Origin of the sequence: Salibacterium salarium, from assembly GCF_030813635.1 — a bacterium.
In the GTDB taxonomy this organism is placed as follows: domain Bacteria; phylum Bacillota; class Bacilli; order Bacillales; family Marinococcaceae; genus Salibacterium; species Salibacterium salarium.
Genome location: NZ_JAUSUM010000002.1, coordinates 398,351 through 419,591, shown reverse-complemented (window position 1 = coordinate 419,591; position 21,241 = coordinate 398,351). Strand labels below are relative to the sequence as shown.

Below are 21,241 nucleotides of genomic sequence, written 5' to 3'. Positions count from 1 at the left end.
TCCGCCCCAGATCTATGCTTACTATTGGTCTAATTGAAACATTTGATGAAGCGCCCGTACCGCTTTTTCCATATCTTCTTCCTTTACAAGTACCCATATAGTAGTATGAGAATCAGCAGATTGAAATATTTGAATATTTTCTTTTGTTAAAGCGGTCACTATTTTAGATGCCACGCCTGGAACACCTGTCATCCCTGCACCAACCGCCGAGACCTTCGCACAGCTAGAGAGACATTCCGGTTCATAGCCTTTCACACGCAACACATCGATTGCTTCATTTGCACGCTCATCCGGAACGGTGTAGACGACAGCTGAGGGTTGTATATTAATAAAGTCAACAGATATCCCTGCTCTCGCCATTTCGTAAAATACATTGTCCTGCAAAGTCAAATAATCATTGCTTTTGACCGTTATTTGAGACAACCCTGACATATGAGCAATTCCGGTCACTTGACGTTCATCTAGTATCCTTTTATTACTGGAGGATGTAGATATTAGGGTCCCAGGTTCATCTGATAGGGTGGAACGAATACGTATTGGAATTTCTGCCTGCATAGCTATTTCCACCGCTCTTGGATGAATCACTTTCGCTCCTTGATATGCCATATTACAAATTTCTTGATACGTAACAGATTCAATGATAGATGCTTCCTCCACAATGCCGGGGTCTGCCGTCATTATTCCATTTACATCCGTAAATATATCAACATAATCAGCAGAAACAGCTGCTGCTAGAGCGGCCGCTGATGTGTCACTGCCTCCACGTCCTAGAGTTGTCGTTTCACCGCTCATACTCGCCCCTTGAAAACCAGCAACTACAGCAACATCGATATCACGGAGCATAGTTTGTAAGTGCTCACATTCCATGTTTAGAATGTGAGCCCCTCCAAACTCTTCATTCGTTCTAAATCCAGCCTGCGCACCTGTAAAAGACATTGCATCTAATCCAAGCGATCCAAGCAAACCAGTAAATACAACCGAAGAAATGATTTCTCCACATGATACGAGCAAATCTTGTTCCCGTCTTGATGATGCGGGTCCTTCGTTGTTTAACATACCTAGTAATGTATCTGTTGCGTACGGATCTCCTTTTCTTCCTATAGCAGAGACCACTACAATAACTTTATAGCCATCTTCAACCGCTTTTTGTACATGTTTGGATGCTGCTAATCTCGTATCTTCACTACGCACGGACGTACCACCGAATTTTTGAACGATGATGGACATGTTTAACTCCTTTTTATTCTTTGATTAATCCAAGTTTTACAAGGCTCTCTGCAATTTGAACCGTATTATAAGCAGCTCCTTTTAATAAATTATCAGACACGACCCAAAAGTGATAAGCGTTTGATTGATCTAGGTCACGTCGAATTCTTCCGACAAAAACGTCAGGAAACCCTACACTGTCAACTGCCATCGGATAAACTTGCTCAGATGGATTATCTTTTATTGTAATCCCTTCACCTGATGCCATTGTATTTTTTAGTTCCTCTGCATCTGGTGTACCATTTTCAACCTCCACATACACCGATTCAGAATGACCGGTCTCCACTGGAAGACGCACACAAGTAGCTGCAACAGGTAATTTATTTTCATGCATAATCTTTTTTGTTTCATTAATCATCTTCATCTCTTCAAACGTATAACCGTTTTCTTGAAATTTGTCAATTTGAGGGATTGCATTAAACGCGATTTGATAATGCTTTTCATCCCCGCCTACAGGTAATATTTCAGGATTAATTTCCTTTTCATCAAGTAACGCTTGTGATTGTTGTTTCATTTCCTCTACTGCAGCAAGACCTGCACCAGATACGGCTTGATATGTGGAAACAATTACTTTTTTGAGACCGTATGCTTTACGAACTGGTTCTAATGCCACAACCATTTGAATAGTGGAACAATTCGGATTCGCAATAATTCCATTATGATTTTTTACATCCTGTTCATTTACTTCCGGCACAACAAGTGGAACACTTTCATCCATACGATACGCACTTGTATTATCAATGACAATCGTACCCCGCTTCACTGCTTCTGGAGCCAATTCTTTTGAAATGGAGCCTCCAGCAGAAAATAGACCTATTTGTACACCTTCAAAGGACTCAGGCTTCGCCTCTTCGACCGTGTACTCACGTCCTCTAAAAGATATTTTTTTTCCTGCAGAACGTTTTGAAGATAATAATTTTAACTCACTAATTGGGAAGTTATTGTTATCTAAAGTATTTAAAATCTGCTCTCCTACTGCACCTGTTGCTCCAAGTATTGCGACAGAATATCCTGTTTCCTTAGCCATGAATAAATGCTCCTTCCAACTTTTCGTAAAATGATTATATTACGTTTCTTGATTCGTCTATTTTAACATATAAGATAATGTTAGAATTAGCAAGGGCCATAAAGATTCAATCATTGAATTTTTCTACGATGACAGGCTGATATTGGCGACCAGAAAGGGCTTCTTTCAATGTTGCAGAGATTTCTTCCATTCTGGCAACTAAAGACGTTGGTTTTTTGTGCGGGCTATCCTGACCAAACGGAACAAAATAAATATTTTTCGCATTCATCAATTTCATAATATTGGATCCATTTAATGCTAGAGCATCATTCGTTGAAATAGCTAGAATAACAGGACGGCTATTTCTTAAAGTTGCTTTGGCAGCCATCAACACTGGAGAATCAGTCATAGCATTTGCGAATTTGCTAATTGAATTTCCCGTCATCGGAGCAACAATCATTGCATCTAACGGAGTGCTGGGGCCAAATGGTTCAGCCTTAACAATGGAATCAATAACCTCTTCTTTACCAGACGCTTGTTTGATTTCATTCAACCATCTTTCGGCAGCTCCAAATTTAGAATCTGTTTTTAAAACAGTTGGTGTAATAAATGGAAAAACATCGGCTCCCTGGTCTCTTAATTCTTTCATATAAGGAATGACTTCTTCTAATGTGCAATGGGAACCAGTAACACCAAATCCTATTTTCTTCTGTTGAAAAGGTAACATACGTTAAGCCTCCTTGTTTACCTAGTTTGCATCCAACAATTGACTAATCACTCTTCCAAGAACACGACCTGCGGTTTTTGGAGCTACTACTCCTGGCAATCCTGGAGCTTGGAGTGCTTTAACTCCTCTTTTTTCAGCGTATCCTAAATCGATGCCTCCGGGTCGTGACGCGATATCAATAAGAACGGTATGATTTGGAACGTGTACCAATATATCTTTCGTTAAAACACGGGTTGGAATAGAATTTATACAGATGTCTGCCGTTTGTATAACCGACTTTAATTCTGAAAGATTAAAAACCTCCAAACCCATTGCTTCGGCCCGCGCTTTTTCAGAAGGATTACCTGTTCCTACTTTTGCATATGCGCCCAATGCCAAAAAGGTGCTTGCTATCGTTTGACCCGTTCTGCCAAAACCGAGAACTAAGGTGTTAGATTGATGAACTGTTATATCTGTTTCCTGCATCACCATGAGAAGTACCCCTTCAGCAGTAGGTATGGAATTATAAATGGCAACATCATCACGTTCTAATAAAGCAATACTGTTACGATTCATTTTTTCAGTGATCATAGCTAATTCCTTACTTGAAATCCCTGTTATAATTAGACATTCTTTATTAATTTGCTGAATCCATCTTTGTTCGAGATATAGCGGCTGTTCTGAAAAAGCAGCTTCCACCTTATTATTTGGTTTTAATCCACTAACCGGTAGAATAACAGCATGCAAACAATCCCAAGGTACATCGCCATTACCAGTTGCTTTCATAATACCTGCTTGATTACGATTCCATAGATCGAATCCTATCAAAATCACATCTACTCCTGATTCTTGCAAGTATTCAGCCATTTCTATCTGCCGGGCATCTCCACCAATAACAGCCACTGTATAATTCATACATCCTCTCCCTCCTTTTTATATTTTCGGCCTTTAATACTTTATGAGGAAAGGAGGAGGAAGTGAAAAGCAAATGCCTATAAAGCAAAAACATTAAGCAAATGAGAAAAGCGCAAGCACCCTGGATAGTGGACGTCATAGGGAGAGGAGGTTTGGTTAAAACTGCCTAACACCGAACGGACCTGCATCCTACAGTAACTCCGAGCATCTGGGTGCTGAAACTGGATCCCGAAAAAGCCAACATTTTATACTTCCTTATCTTAGATACAAAATGGACGGCTCTTGGGAGAATCGCCCAAAAACCGTCCATTTTACTGAATGCCTAACTTCTTTATTTTTCAAATGTGGTTGCAGAAGAGATGGATGTTGTATCTATAATGATAAAATCGGGTCCTATTTTAGTTATATTATTCCATGAAATCAGCCATTCCTTTGACTTTTTCTGTAACGGAGATCCAGGGAAAACTAGCTTTTCAATTTGTCCGGTGTTTTCATCTATAATTAAATCGGTTTTTCCCGGTAAACCAAGCTTTCTTGCCAACTTTTCATCCAATACTTCTTTTTTACTCACTTCACTTAGTAACATCCTTTACAGCACCCCTTTCAATCGGAATGACTCATTACTAAAGAAGAGATTCTTGCCATAGTGTCGTTGGGTATGTCCCTTCACGGCTAATTAACGATAACGAGTAGTCAGTCTGAAAAACATACTCAGCTGTCTTCTTTATATCTTCAAGACCAACCGCTTCAATGCGTTGTATTACCTCATCCAATGGACGATGATGTCCAAGCATTAGTTCATTTTTCCCATTTCTGCTCATTTTGCTACTCGTACTCTCAAGTCCAAGCATAATATTTCCTTTCAACTGTTCCTTCCCATTTTCCAGCTCTTTCACAGTTAATCCTTTTGCTTTAACATCTTGAATCGCAGCCATTGTAGCCTCATACATTTCATCAAGCTGTTCTAAACTCGAACCAGCATAAATCGTAAGTAAACCACTGTCTATGAATGGAGCATGATAGGAGAAGACCGAATAGGCAAGACCTTTTTCCTCTCGAATGCTTTGAAACAAACGGCTACTCATACTTCCACCTAATGCATTATTTAACAGTGTTAATGAATATATATCTTCGTGATCAGCAGGCAGCCCGGGAAAACCAAGACAAAGATGAGCTTGTTCTGTTTCTTTTTGTTTTGCTGTTTTACCTGTTAAAAAAGATGGGGCCACAATGGAGCGCTCCACATGGTTTGGCCGTGAAGGAAGTCCCCCGAATAAAGACTCTATATGTTCCATCACTTCTTCTGTTTTATTACCTGCTAGAGATATGACAATATTATCCGCCGTATAACAACGGTCCATATGCTTTATAAGCGAATTTCGGGTGAACGTTTGAATCGTTTCCTCCGTCCCAAGAATCGGACGGCCAAGCGGATGATTGCCAAAACTGGCTTCATCTAAATAGTCATGTATAATATCGTCAGGCGTATCATCAACCATCTTAATTTCCTCCGCAATGACTTGGCGTTCTTTTTCCAATTCTATTTCGTCAAACGTAGAATAAAACAACATATCACCTAGAATGGATAACGCCTTTTTGGCATGCTGGTCTAATACTTTTGCATAAAAGCATGTATATTCTTTTGAAGTAAATGCATTAACATGGCCGCCTATTTTATCGAAACTTTCCGCTATTTCTGAAGCAGTCCTTGTGGACGTTCCCTTAAAAAACATATGTTCTAAAAAATGGGAAACTCCATTTTCTTCAGCCGATTCATATCTAGATCCAGAACCAATCCAAATTCCAATTGTCATCGAACGAACTGTTGGTATATCCTCTGTTACAATTCTAAGTCCATTTGTTAATGTTCTTGTTTGTACCAAAATATAATGCCTCCTTCAACATACATGAAACGTTAAGACTATTTTTGATTTATACGTGTTTCATCTAATAGTCTTGTTACGGTATCTAATTGTAAATCTTTATTTTTTATGAGATGTATCATTTTCTTCAAACCTTGCGCGGTGGGAGCTGTAGGGTGCATTAATATCATCGAACCATTCTCTACTTTGGCCGCTGTCTTTTCAGCCATTTCCATGGGATTTGGATTCTTCCAATCAATGGTATCAACGGTCCATAAAATGGTATACATATCTAATTCTGACGCTATCTGTACGACATCATTGTTAAAACTTCCTGAAGGTGGCGCCAATAAAGATGGTTGTTCACCTAATACAGCTTCAAGTGTTTCGTTCGTTTGTCGCAATTCTTGTCTAATTTGTGCTCCGGTCGACTCTCCTAAATTCGGATGAGAATAGGCATGACTACCAATTTCATGGCCTTCTTCCTTAATCATTTTAGCTAATTTAGGTTGCTTTTGCACCCATTTTCCTTCTAAAAAAAAGGTTGCCTTTACATTTTCTTCACGTAGCGTTTTTAATATGGACGGAATATGCTCTTCTCCCCAGGAGACATTTATTAAGAAAGAAACCATCGGTTTAGCAGGGTTACCTTTATATATCGGAGACGGAGGGAGATCTTTCAAATGAACGTCTGGGGATATCTCATCCATGACTAAATCTTCTTCTTTAAAGGTATCACTCTCTTTCATTACTTCATACGATTCTTTCACATTAACCATCTTTCCATTATATCCGGGGATTGCTTTCCAAACTTTATCAATAACCGCATCACGAGGGGCTTCATTATACATATCAGACGCTTTTTCTAACTTTTCGTATAACGAAGCAGATGGACTTGACAAGTGCGCGGCTGCTGGTTCTGTTTTATGTATAGTTGAAAAAGAATGTAAAGGAGTTCCTGCCTGTACCATCAAAACAAAAATAAGAACAAAGATACTTATAGAAAGAATTTGTCTTTTCATTTCTCTCCCCTCCTCTTCAACAAATATATGTGAATCTAAAGGGGATATAACATGAAAAAAGAACTTGGCCAATGCCAAGTATCTTTCGTCATACCTATTCTTTATTTTCTTCTTTTAATAGCGCTTTTCTAGAAAGATTAACTCTTCCTTGGTTATCGATTTCAGTTACTTTAACCATCACCTCGTCGCCAATTTGAAGAACGTCTTCCACTTTATTTACTCGCTCTTCAGCAAGTTGGGAAATATGGACTAGTCCGTCTTTTCCTTTAAATAGTTCCACAAATGCTCCAAATTTTTCAATTCGTTTCACTTTGCCAAGATAGGTTTCTCCCACTTCAACTTCACGAATAAGATCCTCAATTTGTTTTTTTGCATCGTTATTAGCTTGAGCATCCGTAGATGAAATATAAATGGTTCCATCTTGTTCAATGTCAATTTTCACACCAGTATCCTCGATAATTTGATTAATTGTTTTTCCGCTTGGTCCAATGACATCACGGATTTTATCAGGTGAAATCGACATCGTTAATATTTTTGGCGCATATTCTGATAGTTCGCTTCTCGTTTCACTAATAGCAGAGAGCATGTTTTCTAACACTTTCAGACGAGCAATACGGGCTTTTTCTAGTGCGTATTCAAGTACATCACGGTTAATCCCGGAAATTTTAATATCCATTTGTAGCGCTGTAACACCCTGCTTTGTCCCTGCTACTTTAAAATCCATATCTCCTAAAGCATCTTCCATGCCTTGAATATCGGTTAACACACTTAAGTCTTCTCCCTCTTTAACAAGGCCCATCGCAATACCTGCAACTGGAGATTTAATTGGTACCCCTGCGTCCATCATGGCAAGAATACTTGCGCAAATACTGGCTTGTGAAGTAGAACCGTTTGACTCAAGTACTTCTGATACAAGTCGTATTGTATATGGAAAATCTTTTTCAGGGGGGATGACTGGATCCAAAGCTCGTTCACCAAGCGCACCATGACCAATTTCTCTGCGGCCGGGACCACGAATCGGTCCTGTTTCCCCTACACTAAACGAAGGAAAGTTATAATGATGCATAAATCGTTTAGACTCTTCCATTCCGAGCCCATCCAATACTTGCACATCACCAAGCGGCCCTAAAGTACAAACGCTAAGTGCTTGTGTTTGGCCACGTGTAAAAAGTCCAGAACCATGGGTGCGCGGCAACATGTCCACTTGCGAGTCAAGATTTCGAATGTCATCAGGACCTCTTCCATCAGGACGTATTTTATCCTTCGTAATGAATAAACGAAATTCCTCTTTAACAAAGCCTTGCAAAATTTCTTTTACATCTTCTTGTTCTTCTTCTTCAAATTCTTGAGCAATCGTTTCTTTTGCTTCCTCTATTGCTGTTTCCCGAGCTTTTTTTTCTTTCACCAAAACAGCTTCTTTAATTCGACTAGCTCCCGTGTTCCGGACTCTTTCCGCCAATTGAGCATCTGTTTGCTGCAATTCAACGTCCATCACTTCATCAGTGCCTGCTTTTTGAATAATATCTTCTTGAAACGCAACTAAACGTTTTATTTCTTCATGCCCAAACATAATAGCCTCAAGCATTTTCTCTTCAGGAACTTCATTCGCACCTGCCTCAACCATGTTTATTGCATCTTTTGTGCCGGCGACAGTTAACTCAATATCACTTTTTTCTTCTTGTTCTGTTGTTGGATTGATGATGAATTCCCCATCAACTCTCCCAACTTTCACACCAGCAATGGGTCCATAAAAAGGGATATCAGATAACGACAAAGCTAAAGATGAACCAAGCATAGCAGCCATTTCAGAAGAACAATCTTGGTCCGAACTCATTACCATACTTACAACCTGTACTTCGTTTCGAAATCCATCAGGAAATAGCGGACGAATCGGACGGTCGATTAGACGACTTGTCAATACCGCTGTATCACTAGGGCGTCCTTCTCTTTTAATAAATCCACCTGGAATTTTCCCCGCTGCATACAAGCGCTCTTCATAGTTTACGGTAAGCGGGAAAAATGGTAAATCCTTAGCTGTATTTGAAGCTGTAGCTGTAGAAAGAACGGCAGTATCACCATATCTCACCATTACAGCTCCATTTGCTTGTTTTGCGAGCTGACCGGTTTCAATCGTTAATTCTCTACCAGCCCAGTCAAATGTAAATGATTTTTTTTCTTGTTCCATTTCCAAATGATTTTCCTCCTGTTATTTTAATCTTTAAGTAAAGTGTTGCCATTCCGTCCTCATTTTACAATGGTGAACGTTGAAATAAAAGCATTTGCTCTATTGTTAGGGCACGTTCCACATTAATAAATAGACGTTTTCATTATATAATACTTATCTTTATAACAAAAAAGCGGGATTACTCCCGCTTTTTTCAATCTTATCGACGTAAACCGAGCTTGTTAATCAAATCACGGTATCTTGTAACATCCTTCTTACGCAAAAACGTCAGCAAGTTACGGCGTTTCCCGACCATTTTTAAAAGGCCGCGACGAGAATGGTGATCTTTCTTGTGATCACGCAAATGCCGATTTAGTGTGTTGATTTGCTCAGTGAGGATAGCTACCTGTACTTCTGGAGAACCAGTATCATTATCATGAGTCTTAAATTCTTCCACAAGCTCTTGTTTTCTTTCTAATGTCAATGCCATCCCTAGCACCTCCTTATCTTAATAATCGCCAATTCCCTAGTTAAACGCCGGAGGAACGTAGTAACCAAGCAATGGCTAGTTTCATGTTACATTCATAAGAATACCTGTTTTTTTTACATAATGCAAGAGAAGATTAAACCTTAACTATTTTGATACGCTGCCGAGAATATTTCGTGCTGTTTCAGCATCTTTGTTCATTTCTTTAATCAGTTCTTCTACATTTTCAAACTTCGCTTCGGGTCTAATATACTCAACAAAACAAACTTCCGTGTCATATCCGTATATATCGTTGTTAAAGTCAAAAATATGAACTTCAATAATTGGATTTTTTGGTTTATCTTCATGAAAAGTCGGTTTATAACCAATGTTACAAACTCCATCAAGCCATTCTTCTTTCACTTTCATCTGTACCGCATATACTCCGGTTGCTGGCATCACATAAGCATCACTAGGCTGTATGTTGGCAGTTGGAAATCCAATCGTTCTTCCTCTTTGTTCCCCTTGCTCTACCGTTCCTCTCATACTATAAGAACGTCCAAGAAGCATTTTAACATCATTCATTTGTCCGAGTTCAATATAGTTTTTTATGAGAGTCGAGCTGATTTTATCACCGTATTGTTTCACTTCACTCACCGTTGTTTGGCTGAATTGTTCCCTTGAATGAAAAGGAAGAGTCTCCATTGTCCCTTTACCTAGACGTCCATACGAGAAATCAAATCCAGCAACAACATGTATAGCTTGAAGGTCGATGACGTATTTATCAATAAACTCCTGCGGCTCAAGTTTTGCAAATGCACTGTCAAAATGGATAATAAACAAGTAGTCTGGCTTTTCGTTTTCTAATTGGCTCTGCTTATGAGACAGCGGCGTTATATAACGCATATTTGCTTCTGTAGCATTTGGTGATAACACAGCTTTAGGATGGGGGTGAAATGTCATGATACCAAGAGCGCATCCTTTTTGAACGGCAATCTGTTTTGCCGTTCGTATTACTTCTTGATGGCCAATGTGAACACCGTCAAAGTAACCTAGAGCTAACACCATTTCCGGGAAAGAAGAAGCTTTATACTCATTTTGATGATACATATAATAAGTTTCCAACGGATTTCACCTGCCGTATTGAATTATTCAATGAAATGTAAGTCAGGGCGTAGACAGCATTGTCTTCGGTTTAACAAGTCCTACCTTATTAGGATGGTATTGGTACACTGCGAGAGCTTTCCCTTTATATGTGAAAACGAACGGAGAAGAAGTTATTTCATTCCAACGCATTAATACTTTTCCATTTTTTATTTGCTCGGCAAGCTCCGAAGATACAGGTATGTGTGGAAAGTCACACAATACATCTTCAATAGAATAGCTAGTCTCTGCCAATTTATCAGATTGTTTCAAATCTCTAAGTTGTTCTAAAGTATAACATTGATCGAGACGAAACGGACCAGATTGAGTTCGTTTTAAATAGGACATATGTGAAGGATATCCAAGAGAACGACCAATATCGACAGCTAGAGTTCTAACATAAGTCCCCTTGCTGCAAGTCATTTCTATATTGAACCGTACCGTGTTTGATTGTTGATTCAGTGTACCTGAAATCATTGTTATGTCAAATACTTGAATGTTTCTAGATGGCCGTTCTACATCTATACCCTCACGTGCATATTCATACAGACGCTTCCCTTTGACTTTCACTGCCGAATACATAGGAGGAGTTTGAATTTGATTACCTTGAAAACGGACAACCGCTTCTTCTAGTTTTTCTTCTGTTATTTCCTCATTAACTTCTGTTTCTTCCACGATAGAACCACTCGCATCTTCGGTTGTAGTTGAAAACCCGAGTGTCACCTCCGCTTCATATCGCTTCGGTAAATCCGTAATGTATTCTGCTATTTTTGTTGCTTTTCCTGTACATACAGGTAATACTCCTTCTACATCAGGATCAAGGGTACCAGTATGTCCTACTTTTTTTGTCCCAAAAAGCTGCCGCACTTGAATGACACAATCATGCGAAGTGACACCAGCCGGTTTGTAAACAGGGATAATTCCATCCACCATATGTATTATGACACCTTCTAACGCTTTACTTTAAATAAGCATTGTAAAATACAGGATAAAGGCTTGGCGTACTGTCAAGCCTTTTACCATTTTTATTAATAACTACTTAATAAGAGTAGAGATAAGCGTTGCATCAATTACTTTTCCTCTTCATTAAGTTCTTTCAGTAATCTTTCTATCCGATTTCCATAATCAATGGATTCGTCAAAAGCAAACGAGATTTCTGGTGTTTTACGTAAATGGACTCTATTACCGATTTCACTTCGTATAAAACCACGAGCTTTTTGTAACGCTTGAAGTGTTTTTTCTCTATCTTCTTCATCTCCAAGAACCGTCACAAATACCTTTGCTTGCTGAAGATCTCCAGTTACGTCAACACCAGTTACTGTTACAAATTGAACCCGGGGATCTTTTATTTCACGTGCTAAAAGATCCGCCAATTCCTTTTTTATTTGTTCCCCTACTCTATCCGCTCTCACATTGCTCATAACCTGCTGCCTCCTTTGACTAAAGCCATTCGAATTCGGTTATGGTACGTTCCAACTCCGGCAACTGATCCATAAACTCACACGCTCTTTGTAACTCTTTTTCAACAATCGTTGTGTCACGGTTGACCGATACGATAGTAATAGCTGTACGCTGCCACAAATCATGGTAATCCATTTCTGCAACAGATACATTTAGTTTTTGCTTCATCTTCGTTGTTATACTCTTTACTACCGCTCGCTTTTCTTTAAGAGATTGAGCTTGGTAAATGAAACATTCGCAATGAGCGGCTCCTATCATGTTGGTTTAACTTCTTCCATGATATATGCTTCAATGATGTCTCCTTCTTTCAGGTCATTAAATTTTTGTAGTGTTACACCACATTCATAACCTGCTTGAACTTCTTTCACATCATCTTTATATCTCTTCAACGCATTTATGCTTCCTTCGTAAATAACTACGCTGTCCCGGATAAGTCGAACCGTTGAATCGCGTGTTATTTTACCTTCGGTTACGTAAGAGCCTGCTATCGTACCAATACGAGAAACTTTGAAGAGTTGACGTACTTCGACTTGGCCTATCACTTTTTCCTGATAAACAGGGTCTAGCATACCTTTCATGGCTGCTTCAATTTCTTCAATTGCATCATAAATGACACGGTGCAGACGTATATCAACTTTTTCCACTTCTGCTGTGCGTTTTGCGTTTGCATCCGGACGAACATTAAAGCCGATAATAATTGCATTAGATGCTGAAGCTAAAATAACATCTGACTCTGCAATAGCGCCAGCACCGGCATGAATAATATTTATTTTCACACCTTCTACTTCAATTTTTTCAAGAGAACCTTTCACCGCTTCAACAGATCCTTGAACGTCTGCCTTGACAATAATATTAATTTCTTTCATTTCGTTTTCTTGAATTTGACTAAATAAATCATCGATACTTACTTTAGAAGTCTGGCTTCTTTCTTCATCACGGGCTCTAACTGCTCTGGCTTCTCCGAATTGTCGCGCCTTTTTCTCATCTGTAAATTGTACGAATTGATCGCCTGCAAGTGGTACACCATTCAATCCAGTAATTTCAACTGGGGTCGACGGTCCTGCTGATTTCACCCGTTTACCGGTGTCACTAACCATAGCTCGAATCTTTCCATACGTGTTGCCGACAACGATTGGGTCTCCAACTTTCATTGTACCTTCTTGAACCAATAGTGTAGCAACAGGACCTCGACCTTTATCAAGTTCGGCCTCTACTACTGTTCCACGGGCACGTTTTTCAGGACTAGCTTTTAATTCTTCCACTTCGGCTACAAGTAAAATCATTTCTAATAACTCGTCCAAGCCTTGATTATTTATCGCAGAGACGTTTACATAAATCGTGTCTCCTCCCCATGCTTCCGGCACTAGTTCAAACTCTGTCAACTCTTGCATGACACGGTCTGGATTAGCTCCTTCTTTGTCCACTTTATTTACAGCAACAATAAGAGGTACTTCTGCTGCTTTCGCATGGTTTATGGCTTCTTTGGTCTGGGGCATCACTCCATCATCTGCTGCCACTACAAGGATAGTGATATCCGTTACTTGCGCACCCCGGGCTCTCATTGTTGTAAACGCTGCGTGACCAGGTGTGTCTAGAAATGTAATCTTTTTATTGTTTTCTTTTACTTGATAAGCACCAATATGCTGGGTGATCCCGCCTGCTTCACCTTCCGTCACTTTTGTGTGACGAATGGAATCGAGCAACGTTGTTTTTCCGTGATCGACATGTCCCATAATCGTAACAACCGGAGGGCGTTCTTCGATTGTCTCCGGATCATCTTCTTCTACCTGATTTTCAAGGTCAAGCTCATCAATTTCAATTTCTTCTTCTACTTCAACGTTAAAATCAGTAGCGATCAATTCAATGGATTCTTTGTCTAAATCCTCATTAATAGTCGCCATCACTCCAAGGTTCATTAACTTTTTAATGATTTCAGAGGACTCTTTATTAAGCTTGTCCGCTAGCTCACCGACAGTTAGTGTACCGCTGAATGTGATTTTTTCCGGTATTGAGGCTGGTTTGTTACCACCTTGAGAAAAGCGGTTATTTTTGCCCTTTTTGCCTTTTTGTTGATTGTTTGGCTTGTTATTTTTTTGCGAGTGGTTTTGATTGTTGGATTTGTTTTGACTTCCTGTCTTTTTCGTGTCATTTGATTTATTTTTTTGATTGGCATTTTTATTATTATTTTTAGAGCCTTGTTCTTCTTGGTTCGTTTGAGTTTTTTCGATCTTATTTTCACCTTCTAATTTCGCTATAGTCTCATCGTCTATGACAGACATATGATTTGTTACATTAACGTCCATATTTTTGAGCTGGTTCACTACTTCTTTGCTAGATTTATTGATTGATTTCGCATATTCATATACTCTCATTTTAGTCATAAGCATAACCTCCACCTTTATTCATCCAGCATTGAGATCAGCTTTTTTGCAAACCCATTATCTGAAATACCAATCACTACACGACTGTCTTTCCCAATCGCACCGCCTAGGCTTTCCCGGTCTCCCGTTATATATAACGGAACCTGATAATAGCTGGATTTATCTTTAAATTTTTTTTGCGTGTTTGGTGAAGCATCCCCGGCGACGATTACTAAAGAAAGAGACTGCTTTCTAATTTCATGTAGTACCGTCTCATCTCCAGTTTTTACTTTGCCTGCTCTAACCGCAAGTCCCAAAAACGAATAGAATGCATCCTTCATCGCCTTGTTCCTTTCTTCCTTTCTTCAAGCAAGCGTTCATAATCTTCCTCCGAAACCTTCACATTCAAATGACGAGACAGAGCATCTTTCTTTTTCGCCTCTAAGAAACATTGTTCGTTGTTCGTTAAATAAGCGCCACGACCGTTTTTTTTGCCAGTATGGTCAACAAATATATCTCCGTCCGGACTTCTGACGACACGAATCAACTCTTTTTTTTCCATTGTGTCGCCTGTAACAATGCATTTTCTAATCGGCTTTTTTTTCTTCAATGTTCTCCGCTCCTTTTGCCTCCATCACTCTTCTTCTAGATATTCTTCTTCATCCTCAACGTCTTCTTCAAAATCGACATCATCTAATTCAAATAAGTCTTCTTCAGAATCATCATCCGTATCGTCTTCAGCAATATTTCCTCTTGCCCCATATGAAGGATTTTCCGGGTCATAAAGGCCACTTTCTTCTGCTTCCGATTCACTTTTTATATCAATCTTCCATCCAGTCAGCTTTGCAGCAAGCCTTGCATTTTGACCACGTTTTCCAATGGCAAGTGACAATTGATAATCTGGAACGATGACGAGTGTACTTTTGTCTTCTTCATTCACTTGTACATCAAGTACTTTTGATGGGCTTAACGCGTTAGATACATACTCAAAAACATCTTCAGAAAAAGGAACAATATCAATTTTTTCGCCTTTCAATTCATTAACAATGGTTTGTACGCGTTGTCCTTTTGGACCGACGCAGGAACCAACAGGGTCTACTTCTGGATCCTCTGCATACACAGATATTTTTGAGCGATCCCCAGCTTCTCTGGCAACGGATAATACTTCAACTGTCCCATCATGAATTTCCGGAACTTCAAGTTCAAACAGCCGCTTTAAAAGTCCTGGATGAGAACGTGAAATCAATATTTGGGGTCCTTTTGTCGTTTTTTCCACTTTTGTAATATAGACTTTCAAACGGTCATTATGATTGTATGCTTCATTAGGCATTTGCTCTCCTTGAGGCAATAATGCTTCTACTTTACCAAGATCAACATAAATAAAACGGTTATCTTGGCGCTGAACAATACCTGTCATAATATCTTCTTCACGGTCAATGAAATCAGAATAGATAATACCTCGCTCTGCTTCCCGAACACGCTGAGTCACTACTTGCTTAGCTGTTTGAGCAGCGATTCTCCCAAAATCTTTTGGAGTAACTTCAAGTTCAACCACATCATCAAGCTCATAATTAATGTCAAGGGTTCTTGCCTCTTCCAGTGAAATTTCAAGACGTGGATCAAAAACTTCCTCCACTACTTCTTTTTGGGCGAACACACGGATACTACCATCTTCACGATTAATATCAATTCTAACATTTTGAGCCTGATTAAAATTACGTTTATAGGCTGATATCAATGCCGCTTCAATCGCCTCGATAATAACTTCCTTCTCAATTCCTTTATCTGTTTCTAACGTCGTTAATGCATCCATAAAATCACTATTCATGAATTTTCGTTTCCCCCTTTAGACCGGCTGCATATAAAATTGTCGGAAGCCGGGGTTTTATTTAAAATTGAACAGCGAGCCTGGCTTTAGCCACTTTATCGTAAGGCACACTGTAAGTAACCGGCTTTTGCTTCACTTTGCCCTCTATTTGTAGCATTTCTTCATCAAATCCAATTAATGTACCTTCAAATGCTTTCTCACCGTCAATTGCTTCATATGTGGTAATATATACATTTTTCCCAATCGAACGAGTGATGTCCTGTTTTGTTTTTAACGGACGTTCTGCACCTGGAGAAGAAACATCAAGATAATATGCTCCTTGTACTATTTCTTCGTCATCAAGTTGCTCGCTGATTTTTTCACTGACATTTCCACAATCGTCTATGTCTACGCCATTTTCACTATCTATAAACACTTTCAAAAACCAATTTTTACCTTCTTTTTTGTATTCAACATCAACGAGCTCAAGTCCAAGCTCTTCCACAATAGGCTCTGCAAGCTCAAAAGTTTTGTCTTCAACCTTGTTACTCATCGCTTACCTCCTTTGACGTGATCTATGTTTCATCGTTGTTATTTTTATGACAAATATCGATCATTATTCTTTATGTGCAAACGAAAGAGTGGGTTAAAACCCACTCTTTTCAGGACATGCTTATTCGAGGTATCTAAATAAAGGCTACCACAGAACGCTATTCAATGCAACCTGACCCGGTTAACCATAAGACAAGTTGTATTTGGAAAAGCTAGAAAAGCGAAAGTTGGTTTGATTCTGGAAGTCCTTCTAAGCACCCGTGTAAGTCAAGGTGTTCGATTACCGTTTTTGTCGCCTTACTACGTTGCTGTAAGTCTTCTTTTGATAAGAATTCCCCATCTGATCGAGCTTTTACGATATTTAGCGCTGCATTCGTGCCCACTCCATCGAGCGAATCAAATGGCGGGATGAGCGAATCACCATCCACCACAAACTCGTTAGCTGAAGACCTATACAAATCAACCTTCTGAAAATGATATCCTCTTTCGCACATTTCCAAGGCCAGTTCGAGCACTGTTACCAAACTCTTCTCTTTTGGTGATGCCTCTAACCCTTTCCCATGAATCTCTTCAATTCTTGCGCGGATGGAGGTAGAACCTTTCACCATAGTTGGAATTTCAAAATCATCAGCACGAACGGTGAAATATGCAGCATAAAAAAGAATCGGATGGTGTACCTTGAAGTAAGCAATACGAACGGCCATCAGTACATATGCTGAAGCGTGTGCTTTAGGAAACATATATTTAATCTTCAGGCAGGATTCAATATACCAGTCCGGTACACCATGATTTTTCATTTCTTTTACCCATTCATCTTCAAGTCCCCTGCCTTTACGGACGAATTCCATAATTTTAAATGCTAAAGAGTGTTCAACACCTTTATAAATTAAATAAACCATAATATCATCCCGGCAGCCAATCACATCTTTTAATTCACACGTACCGCTCTTAATAAGCTCATCTGCATTTCCAATCCAAACATCCGCTCCATGAGAAAGTCCAGAAATTTGTACAAGTTCTGAGAACGTGCTCGGATTCGTTTCTTCAAGCATTTGACGAACGAACCTTGTACCAAATTCAGGAATACCATATGTTCCTGATTTACACATAATTTGTTCTTGTGTCACTCCGAGAACTTCCGGACTGCTGAATATTTTCATAACGTCCTCATCATCAACAGGAATGGTATTCGGATCAATGCCGCTTAAATCTTGAAGCATTCTTATAACAGTTGGATCATCGTGTCCTAATATGTCCAGCTTCAGCAGATTATCATGTATAGAGTGAAAGTCAAAATGCGTCGTTTTCCACTCCGAACCTTTGTCATCAGCTGGATACTGAATTGGACTGAAGTCATGAATATCATATTCATCCGGCACAACGATAATACCGCCAGGGTGCTGTCCAGTCGTTCGTTTTACTCCTGTACATCCTGATACAAGCCGGTCAATTTCTGCTCCACGGTAATATGCATCCAAATCATTTTGGTATCCTTTCACGAAACCATAGGCCGTTTTATTTGCAACGGTACCAATCGTACCCGCTCGGTATACACTTTCTTCACCAAACAACTCTTTTGTGTAATTATGAGCAATAGGTTGATAATCTCCCGAAAAGTTCAAGTCGATATCAGGAACTTTGTCCCCTTTAAAACCTAAGAACGTTTCAAATGGAATATCTTGACCGTCCTTTATATACATCGTTCCGCACTTTTCACACTCTTTATCGGTAAGGTCAAAACCAGATCCTACCGAACCGTCATTGAAAAAGTGAGTATGACAGCAAGAAGGGCACACATAATGCGGAGGCAGTGGATTCACTTCAGTTATTTCTGTCATTGTTGCTACAAAAGAAGATCCTACCGAACCTCTAGAACCAACTAAATACCCGTCTTCCAGCGATTTTTTTACAAGCTTTTGAGAAATAAGATAAATGACAGCAAACCCGTGACCAATAATACTTTCTAGTTCTTTTTCCAATCTTTCCTCTACAATATTAGGAAGTTCATCTCCATAAATACTTCTTGCTTTATTGTAGCACATATCACGGATTTCCTGATCGGATCCTTCAATATTTGGTGTAAAAAGCTGATCCGGAACAGGGTGAATCTCTTCCACTTTAGCTGTAATAGTTTTTGGAGCATCAATCACCAGTTGTTTAGCCTTTTCATCCTCCAAAAATGAAAAACTTTCAAGCATTTCATTCGTTGTTTTAAAATGAACTTGAGGAAGCGTCTGTTTGTTTAAAGGATTTGCTCCTCCTTGTGAAGCAATTAAAATCTTGCGGTAAATGTGTTCTTCTGGTTCTATATAATGTGCATTGCCGGTAGCAACAACAGGCACTTGTAATTCTTCACCGAGCGAAACAATTTTACGAATGATATCAAGTATAGCGTCGTTTCCACGAACAAGCTCTTTTTCCACAAGATGTGCGTAATTTTCAGGTGGTTGCACTTCTAAATAATCATAAAACTCGGCAGCTGATTTTGCCTCATCCCATGATTTTTGCATCATGGTTTCAAAAACTTCCCCTTTATCACATCCTGAACCAACTAGAATACCGTCACGGTGCTGTTGCAATTTTGAACGTGGAATTCTCGGTGTACGATAAAAATAATCAACGTGAGACATCGACACTAACTGGTATAAATTTTTCAATCCAGCTTGTGTTTGTGCTATCAGCGTACAATGAGAAGGTCGAAGACGGTGAAAGTCTCCCTGCCCCATATTCTGATTCAAGTCTTGATGATAGGTTATATCATATTCTATAGCATCTTTTACCATCTTCCACAATAAATAACCGGTTGCTTCTGCATCATAAATAGCACGGTGATGACTGACTAATTCGATATCAAAGTTTTTACAAAGTGTATTTAGTCGATGGTTCTTTAATTGAGGATATAAAAAGCGTCCAAGTTCAAGTGTATCAATGACAGGATTATCCGCTTTTGTTAATCCCGCTTTTTTATATCCTTCATTCAAAAATCCCATATCAAAGCTGGCGTTGTGTGCGACTAATATTGAGTCTTCACTAAATGTTTTAAAATCCTTTAACACATCACTAACTTCCGGTGCATCCTTAAGCATATCATCAGTGATGCCTGTTAAATCAATAATCGTATCCGATAATTTTTCATGAGGATTAGAAAAAGATTCAAACCGGTCAATAATTTCTCCATCTTTCACTTTCACAGCTGCAAGTTCAATAATTGTATCGTATACAACAGATAAACCTGTCGTCTCCACGTCAAACACAATATATGTGTCATTATAAAGTGGTCGATCGGCTTCATTATAAGCGATTGGAACGCCATCATCCACAAGGTTTGCTTCCATACCATATAATACTTTTACACCGTGTTTTTTACCAGCATCATATGCTTCCGGGAACGATTGAACAACAGCGTGATCCGTAATTGCAACAGCGTCGTGTCCCCATTCTGCCGCTTTTTCTATATAATCAGAAGCATTAGTCACTGCATCCATTTGGCTCATTACGGTATGAGCATGCAATTCGATTCTTTTTTCTTCGGCTTCGTCTCGTCTTATATATGGCTCTACTTCGATAATATCATTGGCAATCATGACAAGGTCTCTAACAAACGTATCGTTTTGTACACCGCCTCTTACCTTCAGCCAAAGTCCCTTTTTCACTGCTTCATAGGTAGGGACATCGTCTTTATCACGTGAGAACATTTTGACCATTATCGAATCGGTATAATCCGTAATTTTAAACGTTAAAAGAGTACGTCCACTCCTTAATTCACGTGTTTCTGCTTCAAACACATAACCTTGAGCAGTAATCCTCCGCTCTTCTTCTTGAATCGTTTCAAGCGGAACAGGATCATCTTTAATTGGATAGCCAATTTGCAGTTTTTTACCCGCTACACTTTCTTTAGCTTGTTTGTCTTGTTTTTTTCGTTCCATCATCGCTTCAACGACTTTAGATTCATCTTCTTGCTGTTTTTTCTGTTCGAATTGAGCAACTTCTTCTTCGGACGTTTGTACCTCCGTCTCAATTTGACAGGCAAAAAACCCAAATGAACTCATGATGTCATTCAGGGGTTGCTGCAAACGGCGGGCAAGAGCAGTAGCTTCTGCTTCATTTTTAAAAATGATTTTTAATTTCCCATTCTCAACAGAAGGTATTTCACCGTTTAATCGTTGTTTTAAATACGGGGCGATACCTTCTAAATAAGAGATGATAGAAGGCCAGTATTCTGAAACATGGTCTAATGGCAAAGGGCTTTCTTCATACGTGATTGAAAATCGGACAGAAGCGATATGCTGAAAAGCTTGTGATATTCTCTCCTGCAGTTGAATAAATACAGCATGAGGCAAATGTTTTTTTAATATAAAATGAAAATGCCACTTTTTATTTTCCTTATTAATGGTTAACTTTTGGATTAAACCATCTGTAAAGTAATTATTCACCACATCTTTAGGCATCATAATTTGTTCTAACAGCAGCTGAAACCTATCTTTTCTAATTTGTTGTTCCTCGGTGTTCAT

19 protein-coding genes are annotated in these 21,241 nt (G+C 39.2%); all 19 read right to left on the bottom strand.

The window, feature by feature from the left end; all coding sequences use genetic code 11:
* Nucleotides 1-21 precede the first annotated feature (21 nt).
* Nucleotides 22-1,227 (bottom strand): aspartate kinase, encoded by a 1,206-nt coding sequence (gene dapG, locus J2S78_RS07925; protein ID WP_306897602.1) that lies wholly within the window; start codon nucleotides 1,225-1,227, stop codon nucleotides 22-24.
* A 13-nt stretch (nucleotides 1,228-1,240) separates the two neighbouring features.
* Nucleotides 1,241-2,293 carry an aspartate-semialdehyde dehydrogenase gene (gene asd / locus J2S78_RS07920; protein WP_306897598.1) on the bottom strand — a complete coding sequence of 351 codons (1,053 nt, stop codon included), beginning with the start codon at nucleotides 2,291-2,293 and terminating at the stop codon, nucleotides 1,241-1,243.
* A gap of 106 nt (nucleotides 2,294-2,399) precedes the next feature.
* Nucleotides 2,400-2,999, bottom strand: a complete 600-nt coding sequence (locus J2S78_RS07915) for a dipicolinate synthase subunit B (protein WP_306897596.1) — start codon at nucleotides 2,997-2,999, stop codon at nucleotides 2,400-2,402.
* Nucleotides 3,000-3,020: 21 nt separating this feature from the next.
* A complete protein-coding gene (gene dpaA, locus J2S78_RS07910; RefSeq protein WP_306897595.1) occupies nucleotides 3,021-3,893 on the bottom strand; it encodes a dipicolinic acid synthetase subunit A in 873 nt (290 codons plus the stop codon).
* Nucleotides 3,894-4,224: 331 nt separating this feature from the next.
* On the bottom strand, nucleotides 4,225-4,479 hold the full coding sequence (locus J2S78_RS07905) for a YlmC/YmxH family sporulation protein (protein WP_306897593.1): 255 nt from the start codon (nucleotides 4,477-4,479) through the stop codon (nucleotides 4,225-4,227).
* A 37-nt stretch (nucleotides 4,480-4,516) separates the two neighbouring features.
* Nucleotides 4,517-5,776 (bottom strand): M16 family metallopeptidase, encoded by a 1,260-nt coding sequence (locus J2S78_RS07900; protein ID WP_306897591.1) that lies wholly within the window; start codon nucleotides 5,774-5,776, stop codon nucleotides 4,517-4,519.
* Between the two features lie 38 nt (nucleotides 5,777-5,814).
* The gene (locus J2S78_RS07895; protein ID WP_306897590.1) at nucleotides 5,815-6,777 is read right to left on the bottom strand and encodes a polysaccharide deacetylase family protein; all 963 of its coding nucleotides are present in this window, start codon (nucleotides 6,775-6,777) and stop codon (nucleotides 5,815-5,817) included.
* 94 nt (nucleotides 6,778-6,871) lie between these two features.
* Nucleotides 6,872-8,962 carry a polyribonucleotide nucleotidyltransferase gene (locus tag J2S78_RS07890; RefSeq protein ID WP_306898758.1) on the bottom strand — a complete coding sequence of 697 codons (2,091 nt, stop codon included), beginning with the start codon at nucleotides 8,960-8,962 and terminating at the stop codon, nucleotides 6,872-6,874.
* A gap of 199 nt (nucleotides 8,963-9,161) precedes the next feature.
* Nucleotides 9,162-9,431 (bottom strand): 30S ribosomal protein S15, encoded by a 270-nt coding sequence (rpsO, locus tag J2S78_RS07885; RefSeq protein ID WP_306897589.1) that lies wholly within the window; start codon nucleotides 9,429-9,431, stop codon nucleotides 9,162-9,164.
* Between the two features lie 144 nt (nucleotides 9,432-9,575).
* Nucleotides 9,576-10,517: a riboflavin biosynthesis protein RibF gene (gene ribF, locus J2S78_RS07880; RefSeq protein WP_306898757.1), complete on the bottom strand. Its 942-nt coding sequence runs from the start codon at nucleotides 10,515-10,517 to the stop codon at nucleotides 9,576-9,578.
* Nucleotides 10,518-10,574: 57 nt separating this feature from the next.
* On the bottom strand, nucleotides 10,575-11,483 hold the full coding sequence (gene truB / locus J2S78_RS07875; protein WP_306897586.1) for a tRNA pseudouridine(55) synthase TruB: 909 nt from the start codon (nucleotides 11,481-11,483) through the stop codon (nucleotides 10,575-10,577).
* 137 nt (nucleotides 11,484-11,620) lie between these two features.
* Nucleotides 11,621-11,971, bottom strand: a complete 351-nt coding sequence (rbfA, locus tag J2S78_RS07870) for a 30S ribosome-binding factor RbfA (protein WP_306897584.1) — start codon at nucleotides 11,969-11,971, stop codon at nucleotides 11,621-11,623.
* A gap of 19 nt (nucleotides 11,972-11,990) precedes the next feature.
* Entirely contained in the window at nucleotides 11,991-12,269 is a 279-nt protein-coding gene (locus J2S78_RS07865; protein ID WP_306897582.1) for a DUF503 domain-containing protein, read from the bottom strand.
* On the bottom strand, nucleotides 12,266-14,392 hold the full coding sequence (gene infB / locus J2S78_RS07860) for a translation initiation factor IF-2 (RefSeq protein ID WP_306897580.1): 2,127 nt from the start codon (nucleotides 14,390-14,392) through the stop codon (nucleotides 12,266-12,268). The genes J2S78_RS07865 and infB overlap by 4 nt, the downstream gene beginning before the upstream one ends.
* Nucleotides 14,393-14,409: 17 nt before the next feature.
* The gene (locus J2S78_RS07855; RefSeq protein ID WP_306897578.1) at nucleotides 14,410-14,712 is read right to left on the bottom strand and encodes a YlxQ family RNA-binding protein; all 303 of its coding nucleotides are present in this window, start codon (nucleotides 14,710-14,712) and stop codon (nucleotides 14,410-14,412) included.
* On the bottom strand, nucleotides 14,709-14,981 hold the full coding sequence (gene rnpM, locus J2S78_RS07850) for an RNase P modulator RnpM (protein WP_306897576.1): 273 nt from the start codon (nucleotides 14,979-14,981) through the stop codon (nucleotides 14,709-14,711). The genes J2S78_RS07855 and rnpM overlap by 4 nt, the downstream gene beginning before the upstream one ends.
* 24 nt (nucleotides 14,982-15,005) lie before the next feature.
* Nucleotides 15,006-16,199, bottom strand: coding sequence for a transcription termination factor NusA (nusA, locus tag J2S78_RS07845; protein WP_306897574.1), 1,194 nt, complete (start codon nucleotides 16,197-16,199; stop codon nucleotides 15,006-15,008).
* 61 nt (nucleotides 16,200-16,260) lie between these two features.
* Nucleotides 16,261-16,731, bottom strand: a complete 471-nt coding sequence (gene rimP, locus J2S78_RS07840) for a ribosome maturation factor RimP (protein WP_306897573.1) — start codon at nucleotides 16,729-16,731, stop codon at nucleotides 16,261-16,263.
* A 211-nt stretch (nucleotides 16,732-16,942) separates the two neighbouring features.
* Nucleotides 16,943-21,241, bottom strand: coding sequence for a PolC-type DNA polymerase III (locus J2S78_RS07835; RefSeq protein ID WP_306897572.1), 4,299 nt, complete (start codon nucleotides 21,239-21,241; stop codon nucleotides 16,943-16,945).